Source organism: Luteimonas sp. WGS1318 (genome assembly GCF_043187535.1).
Lineage (GTDB): Bacteria > Pseudomonadota > Gammaproteobacteria > Xanthomonadales > Xanthomonadaceae > Luteimonas.
Genome location: NZ_CP171131.1, coordinates 400,184 through 421,642 on the forward strand (window position 1 = coordinate 400,184; position 21,459 = coordinate 421,642).

Sequence of the window (21,459 nt, forward strand, 5' to 3'; positions counted from 1 at the left end):
TCCTTGGCGCCTCAGGCGCAGGTCGGAAGCAGCGCCAGCGGCGCCGCAGTGAAGGCCACGCCGACTGCGGCGATGGCCGCGCCGAGCAGGCTCAGGACCGCCATGAACTGCCGGCGTGAATGATCGGCGCGACCGGTGTCGTCGCTCGCCAGCAGGGCCTGGCGGATGCGCCACACGCGCATCGCCTCCCAGGCGATCGCGGCCAGGACGAGCGCCGTGAGCGCCCACAGCACCCAGGTCATGGTCTCGAGCCCGCCTACGGGCGTGCGCCACAGCTGCTGCGCGCAGGCCAGGCCCTGCAGGCTGTAGAGCGCGACGAAATGCAGCGCCCACAGCACGAACGGCGCGGACATGCGGGTCAGGGTGACGGTCGGGGGCGTGCTCACAGCCACCTCGGGAACAGGTGCAGCACCGCCCAGGTCACCGCGCCCAGGCCGACGACATAGCGCCAGAAGCCGACGGCGACGCGTGCATCGAGGCTGCGCACGGCGTCGACGTGGCCGCGGTGGATGCGCAGCGCCACGAAGCCACCGATCAGCATCGCCACCACCACGTGCAGCGCGTGGAAGCCGGCCATCGTCCACACCACCGATGCATAGGCATGCACCTGCGGCGCGCCGACGGCGGCCCACATCGCCGGCAGGTGCACGGCCAGGAACACCGCGCTGGCCACGATCGCTACGCCGTGCCAGGCGATCGCCGCGCGCGCACGGCCTGCCTGCAGCGTGGCCGATGCACGCCCGGCCGCGAGCAGCGGCACCGCCAGCGCAGCCAGCGAGACCAGTGCCGGCGTCCACGCCATCGCCGTGGCGCCGCCCGCCGGCCAGGCCGGCGCGTTGAGCCACAGGTAGAAGTAGGCGAACACCAGCGAGGCGAACAGCGAGCCGTCGATCAGCAGCGAGCCGACCAGCGCCCACCAGCCGGGCGCGTTCTTCGCCGCGGTCTGGGTCGGCAGGCGCAGGCCTGGCGCGACCTCGATCTCGACCGGCGCATGGCGGTCGCCCGTGGTCCAGGCCCAGCGCAGGAACAGGCCGATCAGCGGCACCAGCATCAGGATCGACAGCCAGTACTGGGAACTGATGAAGCCGGCCAGCAGCACCGCGATCGCCAGCGCGGCGAGCAGCGGCAGCCACGTCGAGCTGGAGATACGGATCACCTGCTCCGGGCGCCCGGACTGGATGCCGGTGCCGAGCAGTTCGCGGCGGTCGTCGTGCGCCTCGCCGAGCAGGCCGTCGGTGCGACGGGTGGCCTCGACCACCTCGGGGTTGTCCCACAGCGGATAGCGGCTTTCGATCTCCGGCACCGAGGCGAAGTTGTAGCTCGGCACCGGCGTCGGCACCGCCCATTCCAGCGTGCCGGCCTGCCAGGGGTTCTCGACGCCGCGGCGGCCGAGCACGAAGCACAGCGCCACGTCGATCAGGATCGCGATCACGCCGACCGCCATCACGAAGCCCGCGGCCGTCGACAGCAGGTTGAGCCAGTGCACGCCGAGTTCCATCGCGTACGTGTCCACGCGGCGCGGCATGCCGACCATGCCGGTCACGTGCATCGGCAGGAACGCCAGGTTGAAGCCGATGAACACCAGCCAGAACCCGCTGCGGCTCAGCGATTCGCTCGGCATGCGTCCGCTCGCCAGCGGCAGCCAGTAATACAGGCCGGCGAACAACGGGAACATCAGGCCGCCGATCAGCACGTAGTGCAGGTGGGCGACGACGAAGTGGGTGTCGTGGACCTGCCAGTTGAACGGCACGAAGGCCAGCATCACCCCGGTCAGGCCGCCACAGACGAACACCACGAAGAAGCCGATGATGTAGAGCATCGGCACGCGCAGCCACGGCTTGCCGGCCCACAGCGTGGCCAGCCACGCGAAGATCTGGATGCCGGTCGGGATCGCCACCATCATGCTGGCCGCGCTGAAGAACGCCAGCGCCAGCAACGGGATGCCGACCGCGAACATATGGTGCACCCACAGGCCGAAGCTGAGGAAGCCGGTCGCGATCAGGGCCAGCACGATCCATGTGTAGCCGATCATCGGACGACGCGCGAAGGTCTGCACCACCATCGACACCACGCCCGCGGCGGGCAGGAAGATGATGTAGACCTCGGGATGCCCGAACAGCCAGAACAGGTGCTGCCACAGCAGCGGATCGCCGCCGCGCGCGACCTCGAAGAACGCGAAATCGAACGCGCGCTGGATCTCGAGCAGGATGCTGGCCAGGATCAGCGGCGGAAACCCGAACGCGATCATGAAGGCGGTGACCAGCATCGCCCAGACGAACAGCGGCATCCGCCGCAGGTCCATGCCGGGCGCGCGCGTGATCAGGATCGCGACGATCAGCTCGACCGCCGACGTCACGGCCGCGATCTCGGCGAAGGTGACGCCGATCAGCCAGAAATCGGGGCCCTTGCCTGGCGAGTAGGTCGAATCGCTCAGCGGCGTGTACATGAACCAGCCCGAGTCGGGCACGCTGCCGAAAATGAAACTCGAATACAGAAACAGGCCGCCGAACAGGTAGCACCAGTAGCCGAACGCCGACATCCGCGGGAACGGCAGGTCGCGGGCGCCGATCATCTTCGGCACCAGATACATGCCGAAGCCGCCCATGATCGGCACGGCGAACAGGAACATCATCGTCGTGCCGTGCATGGTCACGAACTGCGCGTAGCGCTCCGGGTCCAGCACCTCCAGCCCCGGCCAGGCGAGCTGCAGCCGCATGAACATCGACAGCAGCCCGCCGACCAGCAGGAACGCGAAGCCGGTGACGATGAAGCGCATCGCGACCGTGGAGTGGTTGACCGCGGTCAGCTGGCCGACGAGGCCGGGGGCGTTCGACCACACGCGGTCGAGCAGCGCCAGGCGATCGGCGTGGCGCAGATGGTCGCCCGGCGTGGGGATGGTGTGGTCGGGGGTAGCCGGGCTCACAGCACGTTCTCCGAAGCGCCGTGGCGCGGGGGTGCGCGTCCGGCGGGTGCGTCGGCCGAGGGCGGCTCGTCGGCGGGGCGCGGCTCGCGCGTGGCCAGCCAGTCGCCGAGCGCGTCGGGCTCGACGATGCGCACCGGGAAGACCATGCGCGCGTGCTCAAGTCCGCAGAATTCCGCGCACTGGCCGCGCATCGGCGTATCGCGGTCGGCGCGCAGCCGCAGGGTGTTCACGCGGCCGGGAATCGCATCGATCTTGCCGCCCAGCCGCGGGATCCAGAAACTGTGGATCACATCCTCGCTGGTGATCCGGAATTCGATCATCCGGCCCCGCGGCATCGCCAGCTCGTCGATGCTCTCGCCGATGATCCGGTCGTCCGCGTCGCGATAGCGGAAGTGCCACTGCCACTGGCGCGCCGTCACCTCGATCACGGCATCGGGCTCTTCGCCGACGCCGGTCACCCGGGCGCTGGTCAGCGTGCCGTAGACCAGCAGCGCGGCCACGATCACCACCGGCAGCACCACGCCGCCCCAGAGGATCAGGCGTTCGGGGCGTCTGGGCGCGTCGCCGGGCTCGCGGCGGCGCAGGGTATGCCACAGCAGGGCCAGCACGCCGATCCAGACCACCGTGAACACGCCGGTCATCAGCCAGCCGCCGCGGGCGATCTCGGCCGCGGCGGGCCCGGCGGGCGCCAGCATCGATTGCGGGCCGGAGCAGGCGCTCAGCAGGGTCGCAAGCAGGGCCGTGGAAACGGCGCCGGCGCGCCCGAAGAATCGTGTCCGGATGTCGATGATCGTGCCGCCCCAGTGTCCGCTCGCCACGGGCCGCCGGTCGACGGGCCCGGAACGCACGCTACCGGTCCTGCCGGCCACAGAATGTGAATACGTCGCGGCTGAACAGGCATCACCACGTCCACGCCGCGGCGTCGGCAGTCTCACCGTTTGAGACGTCGAACCGCCACCGTGCCCGCGTGAATCTGACCGACAAGCTCGCGATCCTCGCCGACGCCGCCAAGTACGACGCCTCCTGCGCGTCGAGCGGCGCGAACACGCGCGACTCGTCGAAGACCGGCGGCATCGGCAGCACCGAAGGCATGGGCATCTGCCACTCCTACACGCCGGACGGCCGCTGCGTGTCGCTGCTGAAGATCCTGCTGACCAACTTCTGCATCTTCGACTGCGCGTACTGCGTCAACCGCGTGTCGAGCAACGTGCGCCGTGCGCGCTTCACACCCGAAGAGGTCGTGACGCTGACGCTGGATTTCTACAAGCGCAATTACATCGAGGGCCTGTTCCTCTCCAGCGGCATCATCCGCAGCGGCGACTACACGATGGAGCAGATGGTCGAAGTCGCACGCAGCCTGCGCGAGGACCACCGCTTCGCCGGCTACATCCATCTCAAGACGATCCCCGACGCCGCGCCCGAGCTGCTGGCCGCGGCCGGACGCTATGCCGACCGCCTGAGCATCAACATCGAACTGCCGACCGAAGCCGGCATGACCGCGCTGGCGCCGGAGAAGACCCACGCCGGCATCCACGGCGCGATGGGCGAACTCAAATGGCGCATCGACGAGGACAAGGACGCGCGCCGCGTCAAGCGGCAGGGCGTGACCGTGCGCCGCGCCAAGGCGCCGCGCTTCGCGCCGGCGGGGCAGAGCACGCAGATGATCGTCGGCGCCGATTCGGCCGACGACCGCAGCATCCTGGAAACCAGCAACCGCATGTACGGCACCTACCGGATGCGGCGGGTGTACTACTCGGCCTTCAGCCCGATTCCCGATGCGTCTAAACACCTGCCGCTGCAGTCACCGCCGCTGCTGCGCGAGCACCGTCTCTACCAGGCCGACTGGCTGCTGCGCTTCTACGGCTTCGACGTCGACGAGATCACGCCTGATGCGGCGAACGCGGAGGATGTGGACGCCGAGACGCCCGGCATGCTCGATCTCGACGTCGATCCCAAGCTGGCCTGGGCGCTGCGCAATCCGACGCGCTTCCCGGTCGACATCAACCGCGCGCCGCGGGAGATGCTGCTGCGCGTGCCGGGCCTGGGCACCCGCAACGTCGAGCGCATCATCGCCGCGCGCCCGCACGGGGCGCTGCGGCTCGACGATCTCGCCCGTCTGCGCGTGCCGTTGAAGAAAATCATGCCGTTCGTCATCACGCCGGGGCATCACCCGCGCCAGCGGCTCGACGACCCCGCACGACTGCGCAGCGAACTCGCCCCGCAGCCGCGGCAGGCGAGTCTGTTCTGATGGCAGAGCAGCCTTGCGTAGGCGCGCGCTTGCGCGCGATGGAGCGTTCCCGGTGACGCCCCGTCACGCGCAAGCGCGCGCCTGCATGCACGCGCCGGCAATGACGTGCCCGGCATGAATCGCCCCAGCGTCGACGCACTGGTCGCGGCCCACGTCGATCCGCCCTGGGACCCTGCCGCCTGGCGCGCTGCCGCGCGTGCCGCCCTGTGCGCAGCGTTGCCGCCCGAACAGCTCGACTGGAGCGGTGGCGCGCAGGGCTCCCTGCTCGGCGGCATCGACCTCGCCACGCTGCCGGCTCGACGCACAGCACCGCGCGTGTCGTCCGAATTCCTGGCCCTCGCCGGCGCCGTGCTCTGCCACCGCGCCGATGACCGTCACGGGCTGCTCTATCGCATGCTCTGGCGCATCGCCGAGGGCGAGCGCGCATTGCTGCAGCGTGCGTCCGATCCCGACGTGCATCGCGCTACCACGATGGCGCAGGCGGTGCGTCGCGACAGCCACAAGATGAAGGCCTTCGTGCGCTTCCGCGCGGTGCCGGGGGCCGAGGAGGAATACGTCGCCTGGTTCGAACCCGACCACCACATCGTCGATCGCGTGGCGCCGTTCTTCGCGCGCCGCTTCGCCGGCATGCGCTGGGCGATCGTCACCCCGTACCGCACGGCGTTGTGGGACGGCCAGGCGCTGGCGTTCGCGCCGGGCGGCTCGCGCGGCGACGCGCCGGCCGAGGACGCGCGCGAGGATCTGTGGCGCACGTACTACGCCAACATCTTCAATCCGGCGCGCCTCAACCCGACGATGATGCGTTCGGAGATGCCGCAGAAATACTGGAAGCTGCTGCCCGAGGCGGCGCTGCTGCCGGACCTCATGCGCGACGCCGGCCTGCGCGTGTGCGCGATGGCCGAGCGCGAACACCAAGCCCCGCGTCGCCGCATCCCTGCAGCGCCGGCGCCCGCGCCCGTCGTGGCCGGCACGCTCGACGCGCTGCGCGAATCCGCGCGCGATTGTCGACGTTGTCCCTTGTGGCAGCCGGCGACGCAGACAGTCTTCGGCGAAGGACCTTCGAGCGCGCGCACGATGATCGTCGGCGAACAACCGGGCGACGAAGAGGATCTGTCCGGACGCCCGTTCGTCGGCCCCGCGGGGCGCCTGTTCGCGCGCGCGCTGGATGAGCTCGGCATCGACCGCACCACGCTCTACCTGACCAATGCGGTCAAGCATTTCCGCTTCGAGCCGCGCGGCAAGCGTCGCCTGCACAAGCGACCGGACGTGGCGCACATCGAGGCGTGCAACGGCTGGTTGCGCGCCGAGATCGCGCAGGTGCAGCCCGAGCGCATCGTCTGCCTCGGCGCGAGCGCCGCGCGTGCGGTGTTCGGCCCCGGCGTGCGATTGACCGAAGAGCGCGGCATCTGGCGCACGCGCGAGGACGGCGTGCGCGCGTTCGCCACCGTGCATCCCTCGTGGGTGCTGCGACAGGGCGATCCGTCGGCCCAGGCGACGGCCTATGCGGGCTTCGTCGACGACCTGCGTCAGCTGGTCACGGCCTGAGCGCCGCCGCGTCACCCAGCTGAACGGGAGCCGCCGGGGTTCACCCCTGCTTCGCGCCGCCACGCCAAAACTCGGCCCACCTCAATGCAAGGATCGACCCCAATGAAGCAGACGACTGCTGTCCGTGGCCTCGTGCTGGCCCTGTCGCTGGCCGCCGGTGCCGCCGTTGCCCAGGATGCGATGACCAGCGTGCAGGTGCGCGCCGCGCTGACCGAGGGCGGTTACACCGACATCAGCGACGTCGAGTTCAAGAACGGAATCTGGAAGGCCGATGTCCGCGACGCCAACGGCAGCAAGATCGACGTGCGCCTCGATCCGGCGACTGGTCGCATCTATCCCGACAACGCCGGTGCGACCAGCCTCGGCGAAGCCGACATCCGCGCCAAGCTGACCGCGGCCGGCTACACCCGGATCGACGACGTGAAGTTCGACGACGGCATGTGGGAAGCCGAGGCCGACAACGCCCAGGGTGTGCGCATGGATCTCAAGCTCGACCCGCAGGACGGCCGCGTGGTCAGCGAAACCCGCGACTGAGCGACACCGTTCCGTTGCGCGCCGGTCGCCGGCGCGCACGCAGACAGGCCCGGCCCCGCGTCGGGCCTTTTTGCGTCTGCATGGGGCGCCATCGTAATTTTCGGTGACGCCGCTCAGTCCCGCGCGTGCTCCGGCACGGGCACATCGAGTGGCATGCGGTCGCGGACGCAGTTGGCAGCATCGCGCACGGCCTGCGCGTGTTCCACCACACACCGTGCGGCGATCACCGCCCAGCGCGAGACCGCGTCGTCGCGCTCGGCCAGCGCGCCGGTGTCGACCACCCAGCGGCTGATCTCGACGATGCGTGCGCGGTCATCCTGGGACGCGGTCGCATCGAGCGCAGCGGCGCTGATCACGAAGCTGTGGGCGAATTCCGAGGTCGCCCGTTCGGCCGCGGTCGCTGCTGCCGCACGCCCGTCCGGCGCGTCGATCAGCGCCTGCATGCGGATCGCGTCGCGCGCCTTGAGGTCACCGGCCGAGCCGATGCTCGTGCGCAGCATCACCGTGGTGCTGAGCGCGCCGATGAAGATGCCGCCCAGCAGCACGAAGACGCCGCCGATCAGCATCGGCGTGCGCGAGGACGCGCGGTCGTCGGCGTCCGGAGAAGTGTGGTCCACGAATCAGCTCCGTCGCCGGAATCGACCGGCGCGCCGCATAGGCTAGCGCATGCACCGCGCGCGGCGGCCGCGCGCGCGTACGCCTGCAGCGCGGTTCAGCGCAGCCAGCCCGCGAGTTCCTCGCGGCTCAGATGACCGTCGCGGTTGACGTCGATGGCGTTGAACTCGGCGTCCAGCGCCGGATGGGCGCGGGCTTCGGCGCGGCTGATGCGGCCGTCGGCATCCGCGTCCAGCGCCTCGAACTCGATCCGGTAGCGGTCAGACGCGACCTGCCGCGGCTCGTAGGACTGGACGATGATCTGCTGGCCATCCTCGCGCTCGAAGGTAACGACACCGGTCTGCCGGCCCGATTGCGTCGAGACCTGAGGCGCGTCGCTGCGGATCTCCAGCGGCGTGGTGCTGACCTGGGCGGCGACGATCGGCGAGGCCAGGACCAGGCCGAGCGTCAGGACGACGGCACACGGGCGACGACGCAGGACCATGGCGGACTCCTTCGAAAACGGGCCGCCACGATGCCGCGACGGCCCCGCATGCTGCGTGAACGGGCCGCGGCTAGCCGAGGCGGCGCTGGCGCAGGCGCAGCACCGCGGTCTGCAGCAGCAGCGCCGCGCCGATCGCGAGCGCCACCCAGGCCGAGGTCGTCGAGCCCGCGAGCGGCCAGTCGGTCTGCTTGATCCACACCGCGAACAGCCCCCACAGCGCCACCGCGGTGTAGACGGGATTGCCGCGCATGCGCGCGTTGAGCGCCAGCAACAGCGCCGCGGCCACGGCCCACAGCGCGAGGCTCCAGCCCAGCATGCGGCTGGACGACAGCACCTCGTGCGCGACCAGCGTCTGGGCCAGGTTGAGGAAGGCGGCGAGCGACAGCCAGCCCGCGTGCAGCGACAGCGCGATCCACGCCAGCAGGCGGCCGCGGCCCGCATCGACCGACAGTTGCAGCGCGCACCAGGCCAGCGCGGCGAGCGCGGCGAAGATCACGATCACGCAGGTCCAGAACATGCCGGCGGAAAACAGCGGCATCCAGATCGCGGTCAGCGCAAAGCCCACGGCCGCCACCGGCGCGATGCGCGCGAGCAGCGGGTCCTGGCGCCGGTCGCCTGTCGCCTGCCAGACGGCGTAGACGAGATCGAGCAGGAAGATCAGGCCCCACACCGAAAATGCGTAGCCGGCCGCGACCAGCAGCGTCGGATAGCGGTTCGAGATCTCGGCCTGGTCGGGACCGAAGGCGCCGGTCTGGGACAACCAGGCCACGACCGGCATCGCGATCGCACAGAGCAGGACGAGCAGGCGCATGGGAGATCTCCGGCGGAACCGGCGCGGATGCTCGCATCGCCTGCGTGAGGATGTCGTCGCACGCGCGGCGGCCACGTCGGGCGCCGCACGTCCGCGGGTCTCGGACGTCTGCGTCAGGCGGCCATGCCGCCATGCCGCAGCAGCGCGGCGAGGTCGGGATCGCGGCCACGGAACGCGCGGAAGTTCTCGATCGCATCGCGACTGCCGCCGCGCGCCAGCACCTCGTCGCGGAAGCGCGCACCGGCCTCGGCCACGCCGTCGTGCCCGGCTTCCTCGAACGCCGCATAGGCATCCGCGCTCAGCACCTCGGCCCACTTGTAGCTGTAGTACCCGGCCGCGTAGCCGCCGGCGAAGATGTGGCTGAACTGGTACGGGAAGCGATGCCAGGTCGGCGTGCGGGTGACCGCCACCTCGTCGCGCACGCGCTCGAGCAGCTGCATCACATCGTCCCGCGCCGGGTCGAAGCCGGCATGCAGCTGCATGTCGAACAGTGCGAACTCGATCTGGCGCAGCGTGTGCAGGCCGCTGTGGAAATTGCGCGCGGCCAGCATGCGGTCGAACAGCGCGCGCGGCAGCGGCTCGCCGGTGTCGACGTGTGCGGTCATCGCCTGCACGCGGTCCCACTCCCAGCAGAAGTTCTCCATGAACTGGCTGGGCAGCTCGACGGCGTCCCATTCGACGCCGTTGATGCCGGCCAGCGGCAGTTCGCCGACCGCGGTCAGCAACTGGTGCAGGCCGTGGCCCATCTCGTGGAACAGCGTGGTGACCTCGTCGTGGGTGAAGGTCGCCGGGCGTCCGCCCTGGCCGCGGCCGAAATTGCAGACCAGATAGACCACCGGCGTCTGCACCGCATCGCCGCGCGTGCGGCGGTTGCGGCAGTCGTCCATCCACGCGCCGCCGCGCTTGCCCTCGCGGGCGTAGAGATCGAGATAGAACTGGCCGACCAGCGCGCCGTCGGCGTCGACCAGCCGATAGAAGCGCGCGTCGGCATGCCACAGCGGCGCGGTGTCGGGCTCGACCCGCAGGCCGTAGAGCGCGTGGATCACGTCGAACAGGCCGGCCAGCACGCGGTCCTCGGTGAAGTAACGCTTCACCTCCTGGGCCGAGTAGTCGTAGCGCGCCTGGCGCAGGCGATCGGCAGCGAAGGGGATGTCCCAGGACTGCAGCGTGTCCAGGCCGAGGCTGTCGCGGGCGAAGGCTTCGAGTTCGGCGCGGTCGCGCTCGGCATGCGGCCGCGCGCGCGCGGCGAGATCGCGCAGGAAGCCGGTCACGTCGTCGGGCGCGTCGGCCATCTTCGTGGCCAGCGACAGTTCGGCGTAATTGGCGAAGCCGAGCAGCGCGGCCTGTTCGGCGCGCAGCGCGAGGATGCGCGCGATCAGCGGGCCGTTGTCGAGTTCCGCCGGGCCCGCCTCGGAAGCGCGCAGACCGTAGGCGCGGTAGAGCGTTTCGCGCAGCGCGCGGTCTTCGGCGTAGGTCTGCACCGGCAGGTAGCAGGGCATCTGCAGGGTCAGCGTCCAGCCCGCGTGGCCGCGCGCCTCGGATGCAGCGCGCGCATCGGCGATCACGTCGGCCGGCAGACCGCCCAGGCGCGCCTCGTCGTCGACCTGCAGGGTGAACGCATCGGTCGCATCGAGCACGTGTTCGGAGAATGTCGCGCCCAGCGCCGCCAGTTCCTGGCGGATCGCGGCGAAGCGGGCCTTGTCCGCGTCGTCGAGGGCGGCGCCGCCGAGGCGGAAATCGCGCAGCGCGTGGTCGACGATGCGCCGACGCAGCGGGTCCAGGCCCTGTGCGTCGGCCTCGTCGGCCAGCCGCCGGTACCGCGCGAACAGGGCCGGGTCCTGGCCGAGCGCGCTGAAGAAACCGGTCACCTTCGGCAGCGCCGCGTTGTAGGCCGCGCGCAGTTCGGGCGTGTTGACCACCGCGTTGAGGTGCGTCACCTGGTTCCAGGCACGGCCGAGACGTTCGGTCGCATCGTCGAGCGGCACGACCACGCGGTCCCAGCTCACCGGCTGGGTCCGGCCGGCGACGGCCGCTGCGGCTTCGGCCTCGGCGACCAGGGCGTCGATCGCGGGCTGGACGTGGGCCGGCGTGATCGCATCGAAGCGGGGCAGGCCGGAGGTGTCGAGCAGGGGATTGGTCATCGGTGGGGCGCGGGTTCGGGCGAGCCGTCGATTCTAGGGGGCCGGACCTGAGTGCCGTGTGCGGCCGCGGCGGTCGTGACGTGCCGCATCGGGCCGCTCGTCCGGCGCCCGTGTGACCGGGTCCGGCATCCCCGCGAAGGCAGGGAGCCAGTGCCTTCACGGTGCTGCAGGTCGCACTGCGCGCCCGGTGTTCCGCGCCGCCGCCTCACGGCGCAGTCAACCGCTCCAGGTGTTCGAGCATCGCGAGCGCCGAGCGGCGCGAGGTGCCGCACATGTCCATCGAGGGGCGCAACGCGCTGCAGACGGCCGGGCGATCGGGATGCCCGAACAGGCGGCACCCCAGGGCGTCATCGAGTTGTATGCAGGGCACGCCCGCTGGCTTGCCCTGCGGCATGCCGGGAATGGCCGATGAGATCGACGGCGCGATGCAGCAGGCGGCGCAGCCGGAGCGGCAGTCCATCGCGGCGTCAGCGGAGGCGGCGCGTGACCGCCAAGGCCAGCAGGACGACACCGGTGCCGTTGAGCACCGCCAGACCAAGGTTCACCACCGGAGGTGCCCATCGCAGCACCTGGGGGTCGATGCGCTGCTGCAGGGCCAGCATCTGCAGCAGCAGATGGAACAGCGTCGATCCCAGCACCGAGACCAGCAGCAGCCCGAAGCCGCCCAGGGCCAGCCAGCCGGCCCCGCCGAGCGCGGCCCGCTGCCGCAGCACCAGGGCCAGCGCGATGCCGAGCCCGAGCAGCGTCGGCACGACGGGAAGCCGCAGCAGCAACAGGGCGGACAGGTCGTTCATGGCGCGACGGCCTCGCGGCTCAATCCGCGGTGACGAGCGACGCGGTGCGGCTCTGGAGGTCGTCGTAGACGGCGTCGGTCTCGGGGCGCTCGCCGTACCACAGCGCGAAACTCTCGGCCGCCTGTTCGACCAGCATGCCCAGGCCGTCGACGGTCTGCCGCGCCCCGTGTGCGCGTGCCCAGGCCAGGAACGGCACCGCGGCCTCGCCGTAGCTCAGGTCGACCGCCACGGTGCGCATGCCGACGAGCGATCGCGGCAGGTCGGGCACCACACCGGCACGGCCGGCCGACGTGGCGTTGACGATCAGGTCGAACTCGCCCATCTCGTCGAGCTGTTCCAAATAACGCGGGTGCACGCGCGCCGGATCGCCGAGGGCATCGGCTAACGCGTCGGTGCGAGCGGCGGTGCGGTTGACCACGGTCAGCCCGTCCACGCCGGCGTCGAGCAGCGCGGGCGCGACGCCGCGGGCGGCACCGCCGGCGCCGATCAGCAGCGTGCGACGGCCGCGCAGGTCCAGGCCCTGGCGCTCGGTGAGGTCGCGCACGAGGCCGGTGCCGTCGGTGTTCTCGCCGTGCCAGGTGTCGCCCTGGCGGACCAGGGTGTTGACCGCACCGGCGCGGTGGGCGCGCTCGCTGCAGGTGTTGGCCAGCGCGAACGCGGCCTCCTTCAGCGGCAGGGTCACGTTGGCGCCGGTGCCGCCGGTCGCGGCGAAGGCCTGCAGTGCGGCGGTGAACGCCTCGGGTGCGGCGTCGATCGCGGTGTAGTCGACCAGGTGACCAAGCTGCTGGCCGAACGCGGCGTGGATGCGGGGCGACAGCGAGTGCGCCACCGGATGGCCGAACACCGCGAGACGGATGACGTGGGACATGGGCTCTCCATTGGCCGGGGCGCCGGGGCGCGTCGCTGCAGTCTAGCGGCGGGCGGCCAGCCGATGGACGGGGCGGCTGCAGGCCTCACGCGACGCGTCAAAAAACCGTCGCGACTTGCGCCACGGGCGACAGAAAGTTGTATAAACCGTCATATTGCGTCAGTCCGGGGCAGGGGGACGGGCGCAAGGGTGTCGATGCGTCGGCAGTCCGGCGGGTCGGTCGTTGTGGTCTGGCAGGTTCATCTTTCCGGGGATTCTTCGCATGTCCAGTACCCGTAGGGTCGGCGCGGCTTCAGCGCTGCTCGGTCTCGCCGTCGTCGCATGGGCGGCCACCACCGTACTTCCATCCCGCGTGCCCGCCGTTGGCGGCGCGCTCGACGCGGCGAAAGCCGGCGTCGCGAGCGTGTTCGGCGCAGCGCCCGCGGCGGCGAACACGCAGGCCGGCGCGTCCGGCCCCGGCGCCACATCGGGGCCTGCCGCGGTCGATGAGGCGCCCGAGCGGGTGATCGTCGTGTTCGAGGAACCGGCCCTCGCCGCCTATCAGGGCGGGGTGACGGGCATCGCCGCACCGGCGCGCCGCAGTGATGCGCGCGGCAAGCTGCGCCTCGACGTCAAGGGTGCCAGCGCGCGTAATTACGTGAGCTACCTGCAGCGGCGCCAGTCCGATCTCGAAGGCGCGATCGCGCTGCGCGTCGGCCGTCCGCTCGCCGTCGAGCGGCGCATGCAGCATGCGATCAACGCCGTCGTCGTCGAACTCACCGACAGCGAGGCCGCGCGCGTGGAGCAACTGCCCGACGTGCGCTTCGTCGAGCCCTACCGCGAATACGCGCTCGACACCGACACCGGCCCCCGCCTGATCGGCGCCGAGGCGGTGTGGAACGCCGCATGGCCCGGTGCCACCGGCGCATTCCAGGGCGAGGGCGTGGTGTTCGGCATTCTCGATTCGGGCATCAACTTCGGCGCGCCCTCGTTCGCCGCGGTCGATCCGGTCGACGGCTACCAGCACGTCAACCCGTTGGGCAGCGGCACCTATCTGGGCAGCTGCGCGCCGGGCGGCATCGATGCGGGTCGCTGCAATGACAAGCTCATTGGCGGCTACGACTTCGTCTGCGGCGCGCCGGGCAACACCTGCACCAATCCGGGCTTCCGCGAGGAGCCGGGCTTCGGCGACACCAACGGCCACGGCAGCCATGTCGCGTCCACGGTGGCCGGCAACCGCCGCGACGTGGTGTTCCGCGGCAATCCGCGGCGCATTTCGGGCGTCGCGCCGCGCGGCAACATCGTCGCCTACGACATCTGCTACACCAACATCGCCACCGGCCAGGGCCTGTGCCCGAACGTCTCGGCGGTGGCCGCGGTGAACCAGGCGGTCGCCGACGGCGTCGTCGACGTCATCAATTACTCGATCGGCGGCGGTGCACAGCCGTGGACCGAGGCCGTGTCGCAGGCCTTCCTCGGCGCGACCGAGGCCGGCATCTTCATCGCGTCGTCCGCCGGCAACAGCGGCCCGGGCCCGAACACGATGGGGCATCTCGAACCCTGGGTGTCGTCGACCGCCGCCGCGCAGCATGGCCGCGGTGCGTTCGCGCTCGCCCTCAACGTCACCGGCCCGGCGCCGGTGCCCGAGCCGCTCGCGCCGGTGCTGATCAACGAAGGCACCGGCGGCGTGGCGTTCACCGCCTCGATTCCGGGTTCCACGCCGCTGCGCATCAGCGCCGGCATCAACGGCGTCGACGACGGCTGCGCGGCGTATCCCGCGAACAGCTTCACCGGTGCGATCGTGCTGATCCGCCGCGGCACCTGCTCGTTCACGATCAAGGCCGACAACGCACGCAATGCCGGTGCGATCGCCGTGGTCATCGCCAACAACATCGCGGGCGGCATCATTCCCTCGGTGCCCGGCGCGACCATCCCGGTGTTCGGCGTGAGCCAGGACGAGGGCAACGCGCTGCGTGACTTCGGCCTCGCGAATCCGTCCACCGCCACGGCCGGCATCCTGTACCCGCCGCTGGTGCTGCCGAACACGGCCGATGCGCTCGGTGCGTTCAGCTCGCGCGGCCCGGCCGGCACCTTCGACCTGGTCAAGCCGGACATCACGGCGCCCGGCGTCAGCATCCTCGCCGTCGTCGCCGGCACCACGATCACCGGCTTCGAACAGGCGCTCGACCTGTACAACGGCACGTCGATGGCGTCGCCGCACCAGGCCGGTGCTGCGGGCCTGATCCGTCAGGCGCGTCCCGGCTGGTCGGTGCCGGAGATCAAGTCGGCACTGGCGCTGACCGCCAAGACCGAGGTGTTCAAGGAAGACTCGGTCACGCCGGGGACGCCGTTCGACAAGGGCAGCGGCCGCGTGCAGGTGGACCGGGCGATCAACGCCGGTCTGGTCATGCACGAGACCACGGCCAACTACCAGGCCGCCAATCCGGCCACCGGCGGCGATGTTTCCGCGCTCAACCAGCCCAGCCTGGCGAGCCGCAACTGCTATTCGAGCTGCACCTTCGTGCGCACGTTCCGCAACCCGCACGGCGCGGCCTCGAGCTGGCGCATCCGCTTCACCGGCGTCAATGCCACCGCGGTGCCGGCGACGCTGAAGGTGCCGGCCGGCGGTTCGGCATCGGTGCGGATCACCGTCAACACCCGTGGCGCGGCCGCCGATGGCGGCTGGACGTTCGGCGAGATGGTGCTGGAGTCGACCGGGCCGATCCTCGGCACGCAGCGCACCCCGCTGACGTTGCCGGTCGCGATCGCGATCCAGGCGCCCGTCGTGCGCCTGCCCGACGCGGTCTCGCTGGCGCTCGCCGCCGGTCGCAGCGGCACCGCGACCGGATCGGTCGGCAATGCCGGCGGCTCGCCGCTGGTGTACTCGGTCGACAACACCGGCAGCGGTGCGGTCACCGCGGTCGCGCGTTCCAGTGATGGCGTCACCAGCGGCTTCCGCGGCACGCACTACAGCGATCCCGCTGCCGCGGGTGCGCAGGCGCAGTACTCGGCCGACGATTTCACCGTCGACCGGCCGCTGCAGCTCACCGCGCTGTCGGCACCCGGCTTCGTGGTCAGCGGCACCGCGCTGACGACTGCGGCGACCGCGCTGACCTGGGCGATCTACCCCGACGCAGGTGGCCTGCCGGCCGGTAATCCGACCTCGGCCGCCGCGGCTGCGGTGTGGAGCTACACCGCCGCGCCGACGGCGCCGGGCGTCGATGTCACCAATGCGGTGATCGCGTTGAACCTCCCGGCCGCGGGCCAGTCGGTGACGCTGCCGCCGGGCCGGTACTGGCTGGTCGTGTCCACCCGCGGCACGTTCGCCAACCGCTGGGCCTGGTACGGCTCGACGGCCGGCAATGGCGGCTTCGCCTCGCTCACCGTGGCCACCAACGGCAGCGGCGCCTGGGCCGCGAACACCGCGTTCGCGGGCCTGGGCATGACGGTCCGCGGCCTCGTGCCCTGCGGCGCGCCGTGGATCGGTGCGGTGAGCCCGCCGTCGGGCAGCGTGCTGCCGGGTGCCACGCAGGCCAACCGGGTGACGCTGAGCGCTGCCGGGCTGTCGCCCGGACGCCAAGTCGGCTACCTGTGCGTGGCGAGCAATGATCCCGTTACGCCGAAGGCCGCCACGCCGGTGGTGCTGACGGTCAACTGAGGCCGCGCACCGATCGGAACGGAAACGCCCGGGTCATGCCCGGGCGTTTTTTCGTCCGTGCTGGCGCCGGCGTGTTCGGCGCGATGCGTGGGCGTCAGCCGCGTTCGCGCAGCCAGCGCGCCGCGTCGAGTGCGAAGTAGGTCAGCACGCCGTCGGCGCCCGCGCGCTTGAAGCCGAGCAGGGCTTCGAGCGCGCACGCGCGCTCGTCCAGCCAGCCGTTCGCGGCGGCCGCCTTGAGCATCGCGTACTCCCCACTGACCTGGTACGCGAACACCGGCACGCCGAACTCGTCCTTCGCGCGGCGCACGATGTCGAGGTAGGGCATGCCCGGCTTGACCATGACCATGTCGGCGCCTTCGTCGAGATCCTGCGCGATCTCGCGCATCGCCTCGTCCGAATTGCCCGGGTCCATCTGGTAGGTGGCCTTGTCGGCCTTGCCGAGCGCGGTGGCCGAGCCGACCGCATCGCGGAACGGGCCGTAGAACGCGCTGGCGTACTTGGCCGCGTAGGCGAGGATGCGCACGTGCACGTGCGCATCGGCTTCCAGCGCCGCGCGGACCGCGCCGATGCGGCCGTCCATCATGTCGCTCGGTGCGACGATGTCGGCGCCGGCGCGCGCATGGCTCAGTGCCTGGCGCACCAGCGCCTCGACGGTGACGTCGTTGAGCACGTAGCCGGCGTCGTCGACGAGGCCGTCCTGGCCGTGGGTGGTGTAGGGGTCGAGCGCGACGTCGGTGATCACACCGAGCTGCGGAAAGCGCGATTTCAGCGCCCGGATCGCGCGCTGGCACAGGCCGTCGTCGTCCCAGGCGGCCGCGGCGTCGAGCGACTTCGCCTCCGGCGCGGTGACCGGGAACAGCGCGAGCGCGGGAATCCGCAGTTCACTCGCCGCGTCGGCCACGTGCAGCAGGGCGTCGATCGACAGGCGCTCGACGCCGGGCATCGACGGCACCGCCGCGCGGCCGTCGGCCTCGTGCACGAACACCGGGTAGATCAGATCGTCGGCGGTCAGCGTGGATTCGCGCATCAGCCGGCGCGAGAAATCGTCGCGGCGCATCCGCCGCATGCGGGTATCGAGTCGGGTCATGGCGCGGATTCTACGCGCGTGCCCGGCGGGCGACCCGGTGAGGACGCGTCGCTCGGCGTGCGGACGCCGGGTGCGCCTTTGCATCGTTCCGGTCGCGATGCTCCGGGCGGATGACCGGTCGCACGCCTATCGCCGGCGTTGCGGCACCCGCCAGCGTGATAGCCGGCCGCGCACGTGTGGAGCGAACACGGCGGCCGCTGCGTCGGCGGGCCGCGTCGGCCTCAACCGGCGTCGTGGACGCCGTCGATCTCCAGCGCCAACTCGCGCCGGCAGATCGCCGCATGCAGCAGCACGCGCGGGACGCGGTCGCCGAAGCGTGCATCGAGGGCCTCGGCGACGACCGGCAGGTCCTCGGCATCGCGCACGTAGACCTTGAGCCGCGTGCCGGGGCCGAACTCCGCCGGCAGTGCCGGGCGGCCTTCGCGGGCCGACGCCAGCAGCGCATCGAAGTTGGCGAAGGTCTCGTCGAGCTGGGCCAGCAGTTCGCCCTCGTGGATCGAGGCATGGCCGACCACGCTGGCGGTGCCCGAGAGCATCAGCGGCATCGCGCTGTCGTCGGGTGGCAGCATCGCGCGCGCGAAACTGGGCGCCTGCGGACCGTATTCCCGCGGGTAGCGATAGGCGCTGACCTGGCGCGGGTTCTCGACCGGCGTGCCCGGCGTGCGTGCGGCGAGCCAGTAGACCTGGATCCGCCGTGCATCGTCGCAGCGCCCGATCGCGGTTGCCGCGGGCAGGTTGGAGGTGTCGAACGTGCCCAGGCCGCGCGCGCGGCCCACGCAGAACTGGCGGTAGCGTTCGGCATCGCCGTCGCCAAGCGTGATCGCGTCGAGGTAGTTCCAGATCCGCAGCAGGTGCGGGTACTCGCTGCCCTCGACGAAGCGGGTCAGCGCCTGGTACGCGTGCTCGGCGGCCATCAGGATGCCGCTGTGGTCGCCGGCGCCGGTATGGCCGGCCGGTTCGTCGACCTCGATCGCGCCGAACAGCAACTGGCCGTCGCAGGCCCAGGCGATCTCGCCCTCGCGGCCGTGCACGACCGGCGCCTGCGCGTGCCAGACCTCCAGCGGCGCCGGGCCGTAGGGCTGCAGCGGCACGCGCAGCCAGCGCGGATCGTCGATCACCGGAGCATCGTTGCCGAAGCCGAAGACCGCGAGCACGTCGGGCTGCGCGAGCAGCGCCTGCGGTGTCGCATCGTCGATGTAGTCCACGCGCAAACGCGGCGGCGCGGCGGGTGGCTGTGGAAGCGGACGGCTCATGGGTTGCCCTCGTGCAGGGTGTCGCCGCGGAAGGCCGCGCGCGCCTGACGGCGCCGCGCGAGCCAGCCGCGCAGTGCCTGCGGCGCGATCGCGATCGCATTGATGGCGTAGATCAGACGGAAGACATACAGCCGCCAGCGCACCGCCGCGTTGTCGAACACGTCGCCGGCGAGCATCGAGATCACCGCCTGCTCGACCTGCAGATCGTTGCGCGGTGAGGAGAACAGGCGCTGCATGACCGGCGTGTTGAAGCGATAGATGAACCAGGTGAAGTGGCGCAGGCCGCGTTCGAGCCGCGCCTGCATCGCGCGCTGCAGCGCAGCCTCGCGCGCCGGTGCGTGCAGTGCGGCATCGACCAGCGCTGCGGCCTCGCGCGCGCTGTCCATCGCGAGGAACACGCCGGAGGAGAAGATCGGATCGACGAACGCGTAGGCATCGCCGACCAGCACCCAGCCCGGCCCGGCCATGCGCCGCGCGCCGTAGGAATAATTGCCGGTCGCGTGCACCGGCGCCACGCGCTCGGCGCCCTGCATCCGCGCCCAGACCGCCGGATTCGACTGCAGCGTGCGCATCAGCAGGGCCTCGTTGTCGAGGCGGCCGCCGTCGCCGCTGCGCTGCTTGAGGTACTCGGGGAAACACACCGCGCCGACGCTCATCACGTCGTCGGGCAGCGGGATCAACCAGAACCAGCCCTGGTCGAACCGCGCGATGGTGATGTTGCCGGCGTCGTCGCCCGGATGCCGGGCCACGCCGCGGAAATGGCTGAACAGCGCCGCCGACTGGTGCGCCGGATTCTTGCGCTTGAGCTTCAGGCGGTTCGACAGGAAGGTGTCGCGGCCGCTCGCGTCGAGCACGTAGCGCGGGCGCAGTGCCAACACCGTGCCGTCGTCGGCGCATGCCTCGACGCGCGCAGGCCGTCCGTCGTCGCCGAACCCGACGTGGGTGACCCGCGTGCGCGTATGGGTCTCCACGCCCTGGGCGCCGGCGTGGTCGAACAGCAGCGCGTCGAACTGGTCGCGGCGCACGTGCACGGCGAAATTGTGGCGCGGATCGAGCTGCCGGGTGAAACGGAACACGTGGCTGCGCGTGGCATCGCCGGGCAGCGGAAAATCCGCGCCGGCCTTGTGCACGCCGATCGCACGCACCTGGTCGAGCACGCCCAGTTCGTCGAGGATCGGCATGTTCATCGGCAGCAGCGACTCGCCGATGTGGAAGCGCGGATGCGCATCCTTTTCCAGCAGCACCACCGAACGGCCGGCGCGCGCGAGCAGCGCGGCGGCGGTGCTGCCGGCCGGGCCGCCGCCGATCACCACCACGTCCACGTCGCGGACCGGAACCTGCGTGTCCGCGCTTGCGGCGGGCTCTGAAACGATCGGGGCGGGGCTCATCCGGTGCGGTGCGCTGGCATACAGCCGCGCATCATAACGGAAGCCTCCGGACGCACGTTGGCAGCTGAACGGGGCTGCGCGGCTTGCGCCGGCCGGGCCGATGCCGGATCGTTGGCGCCCTGTCACGTCTTGGAAGTCCGCAATGTCCGCCCAAACCGATGCCGAGCGCGCGCTCGCCGAACTGCTGGTCGAGAGCCTGAACCTGGAGGACGTCCAGCCGGGCGACATCGATCCCGAGGCGCCGCTGTTCAATGCCGGCCTGGGTCTGGACTCGATCGACGCACTCGAACTCGCGCTGGCGATCAGCAAGCGCTACGGCTTCCAGCTGCGCTCGGACAACGACGAGAACCGGCAGATCTTCGCGTCTCTGCGTGCGCTGTCGGCGCACGTCGAGCAGCACCGCACCACTTGATCCTGCTGCTGCAACTGCTGCTGGCCCTGGCCTACGCGGCCCTCGCCCATCTGGCGAGCCTGTGGCAGAGCGACGCCTGCGCGTTGGGCGCGCTGGGCGTGCTGATCGCGATGTTGCTGGTCGAGCCGCTGCTGGCCCGCCGGGCCTGGGCCTGGATCGCGCTGCCGCTGGCCGCCTGGGGCGCGTGGGCGCTGTATGCGGCCGGGCACGCGGCACTGCCGCTGCTGCTGGTGCCGGTGGTGTTCGTGCTGGCGATCGCGTGGGTGTTCGCGCGCACGCTGCGGCCGGGCTGCGAGCCGTTGATCACCCGGATCGTCGCCGGCATCGAGGGCGGCACACCGGCCGAGATCGAGCCGGCCCTGCGTCGCTACACACGCACGCTCACCGCCGCCTGGGCGACCGCGCTGACCGGCATGGCCGGTGCCAACCTGCTGCTGGCGATGCTCGCCAGCCCGGCGGGGCTGCTGGAAAGCGTGGGCGTGGCCTCGCCGCTGCCGATCACCTGGGAACAATGGTCGTGGTGCGCCAACCTGCTGAACTACGGCGTCATCGGCGGGTTCTTCCTCGTCGAATTCGCGATCCGCAAGCGACGGTTTCCCGGCCGGTATCACAGTTTTGCCGATTTCCTGCGCAAGCTGGCGGGGCTCGGCCCCATGTTCTGGCGCGATCTGCTGCGCTGAACGGCCTCTGCTGCGGCCTTCACGCAAAGTAAACAGTAT

General features: G+C 71.0%; 19 protein-coding genes. 6 read left to right on the forward strand and 13 right to left on the reverse strand.

Annotated features, from left to right (window positions below; genetic code table 11):
• Positions 1–11 precede the first annotated feature (11 nt).
• Genes ACF3M1_RS01705 through ACF3M1_RS01715 form a run of 3 tightly spaced genes read right to left on the reverse strand, consistent with a single transcriptional unit; the run spans position 12 to position 3,771 of the window.
• Positions 12–386, reverse strand: coding sequence for a hypothetical protein (locus ACF3M1_RS01705; protein ID WP_394003330.1), 375 nt, complete (start codon positions 384–386; stop codon positions 12–14).
• Positions 383–2,923, reverse strand: coding sequence for a cytochrome c oxidase subunit I (gene ctaD, locus ACF3M1_RS01710; RefSeq protein ID WP_394003332.1), 2,541 nt, complete (start codon positions 2,921–2,923; stop codon positions 383–385). Before ctaD ends, ACF3M1_RS01705 begins: the two co-directional genes overlap by 4 nt.
• Positions 2,920–3,771 (reverse strand): cytochrome c oxidase subunit II, encoded by an 852-nt coding sequence (locus ACF3M1_RS01715; protein WP_394003334.1) that lies wholly within the window; start codon positions 3,769–3,771, stop codon positions 2,920–2,922. The genes ctaD and ACF3M1_RS01715 overlap by 4 nt, the downstream gene beginning before the upstream one ends.
• Positions 3,772–3,890: 119 nt before the next feature.
• On the opposite strand from ACF3M1_RS01715, the gene ACF3M1_RS01720 reads away from it, so the two are divergent.
• From ACF3M1_RS01720 to ACF3M1_RS01730, 3 genes are all read left to right on the forward strand, one after another.
• Positions 3,891–5,171: a putative DNA modification/repair radical SAM protein gene (locus ACF3M1_RS01720; protein ID WP_394003336.1), complete on the forward strand. Its 1,281-nt coding sequence runs from the start codon at positions 3,891–3,893 to the stop codon at positions 5,169–5,171.
• A gap of 138 nt (positions 5,172–5,309) precedes the next feature.
• Entirely contained in the window at positions 5,310–6,716 is a 1,407-nt protein-coding gene (locus tag ACF3M1_RS01725) for a UdgX family uracil-DNA binding protein (RefSeq protein WP_394005146.1), read from the forward strand.
• Between the two features lie 102 nt (positions 6,717–6,818).
• Positions 6,819–7,250: a PepSY domain-containing protein gene (locus ACF3M1_RS01730; RefSeq protein ID WP_394003338.1), complete on the forward strand. Its 432-nt coding sequence runs from the start codon at positions 6,819–6,821 to the stop codon at positions 7,248–7,250.
• A gap of 113 nt (positions 7,251–7,363) precedes the next feature.
• On the opposite strand, the gene ACF3M1_RS01735 is transcribed toward ACF3M1_RS01730, so the two are convergent.
• From ACF3M1_RS01735 to aroE, 7 genes are all read right to left on the reverse strand, one after another.
• Complete coding sequence (locus ACF3M1_RS01735) at positions 7,364–7,867, reverse strand: hypothetical protein (RefSeq protein ID WP_394003340.1); 504 nt, start codon at positions 7,865–7,867, stop codon at positions 7,364–7,366.
• 95 nt (positions 7,868–7,962) lie between these two features.
• Positions 7,963–8,349, reverse strand: a complete 387-nt coding sequence (locus tag ACF3M1_RS01740; protein WP_394003342.1) for a hypothetical protein — start codon at positions 8,347–8,349, stop codon at positions 7,963–7,965.
• A gap of 70 nt (positions 8,350–8,419) precedes the next feature.
• Positions 8,420–9,160 (reverse strand): hypothetical protein, encoded by a 741-nt coding sequence (locus ACF3M1_RS01745; protein WP_394003343.1) that lies wholly within the window; start codon positions 9,158–9,160, stop codon positions 8,420–8,422.
• Between the two features lie 113 nt (positions 9,161–9,273).
• Positions 9,274–11,301 (reverse strand): M3 family metallopeptidase, encoded by a 2,028-nt coding sequence (locus tag ACF3M1_RS01750; RefSeq protein ID WP_394003345.1) that lies wholly within the window; start codon positions 11,299–11,301, stop codon positions 9,274–9,276.
• A gap of 205 nt (positions 11,302–11,506) precedes the next feature.
• Positions 11,507–11,761, reverse strand: a complete 255-nt coding sequence (locus ACF3M1_RS01755) for a YkgJ family cysteine cluster protein (RefSeq protein ID WP_394003346.1) — start codon at positions 11,759–11,761, stop codon at positions 11,507–11,509.
• A 7-nt stretch (positions 11,762–11,768) separates the two neighbouring features.
• Positions 11,769–12,095 carry a hypothetical protein gene (locus ACF3M1_RS01760; protein ID WP_394003348.1) on the reverse strand — a complete coding sequence of 109 codons (327 nt, stop codon included), beginning with the start codon at positions 12,093–12,095 and terminating at the stop codon, positions 11,769–11,771.
• Between the two features lie 19 nt (positions 12,096–12,114).
• The gene (gene aroE, locus ACF3M1_RS01765) at positions 12,115–12,963 is read right to left on the reverse strand and encodes a shikimate dehydrogenase (protein WP_394003350.1); all 849 of its coding nucleotides are present in this window, start codon (positions 12,961–12,963) and stop codon (positions 12,115–12,117) included.
• A gap of 262 nt (positions 12,964–13,225) precedes the next feature.
• Between aroE and ACF3M1_RS01770 the strand changes: the two genes are divergently transcribed.
• The gene (locus ACF3M1_RS01770) at positions 13,226–16,600 is read left to right on the forward strand and encodes a S8 family serine peptidase (RefSeq protein WP_394003352.1); all 3,375 of its coding nucleotides are present in this window, start codon (positions 13,226–13,228) and stop codon (positions 16,598–16,600) included.
• 94 nt (positions 16,601–16,694) lie between these two features.
• Here the strand turns inward: ACF3M1_RS01770 and hemB are convergent, their stop codons facing one another.
• From hemB to ACF3M1_RS01785, 3 genes are all read right to left on the reverse strand, one after another.
• Positions 16,695–17,687: a porphobilinogen synthase gene (gene hemB / locus ACF3M1_RS01775; protein ID WP_394003354.1), complete on the reverse strand. Its 993-nt coding sequence runs from the start codon at positions 17,685–17,687 to the stop codon at positions 16,695–16,697.
• Between the two features lie 221 nt (positions 17,688–17,908).
• Positions 17,909–18,940 (reverse strand): pteridine-dependent deoxygenase, encoded by a 1,032-nt coding sequence (locus ACF3M1_RS01780; protein WP_394003356.1) that lies wholly within the window; start codon positions 18,938–18,940, stop codon positions 17,909–17,911.
• Entirely contained in the window at positions 18,937–20,328 is a 1,392-nt protein-coding gene (locus tag ACF3M1_RS01785; RefSeq protein WP_394003357.1) for an NAD(P)/FAD-dependent oxidoreductase, read from the reverse strand. Before ACF3M1_RS01785 ends, ACF3M1_RS01780 begins: the two co-directional genes overlap by 4 nt.
• A gap of 142 nt (positions 20,329–20,470) precedes the next feature.
• Here ACF3M1_RS01785 and ACF3M1_RS01790 point away from each other — a divergent pair, with 142 nt between their 5' ends.
• A complete protein-coding gene (locus tag ACF3M1_RS01790; RefSeq protein WP_394003359.1) occupies positions 20,471–20,740 on the forward strand; it encodes a phosphopantetheine-binding protein in 270 nt (89 codons plus the stop codon).
• Positions 20,737–21,420, forward strand: a complete 684-nt coding sequence (locus ACF3M1_RS01795) for a ketosynthase (protein WP_394003361.1) — start codon at positions 20,737–20,739, stop codon at positions 21,418–21,420. The genes ACF3M1_RS01790 and ACF3M1_RS01795 overlap by 4 nt, the downstream gene beginning before the upstream one ends.
• The last annotated feature ends 39 nt before the right edge of the window (positions 21,421–21,459 follow it).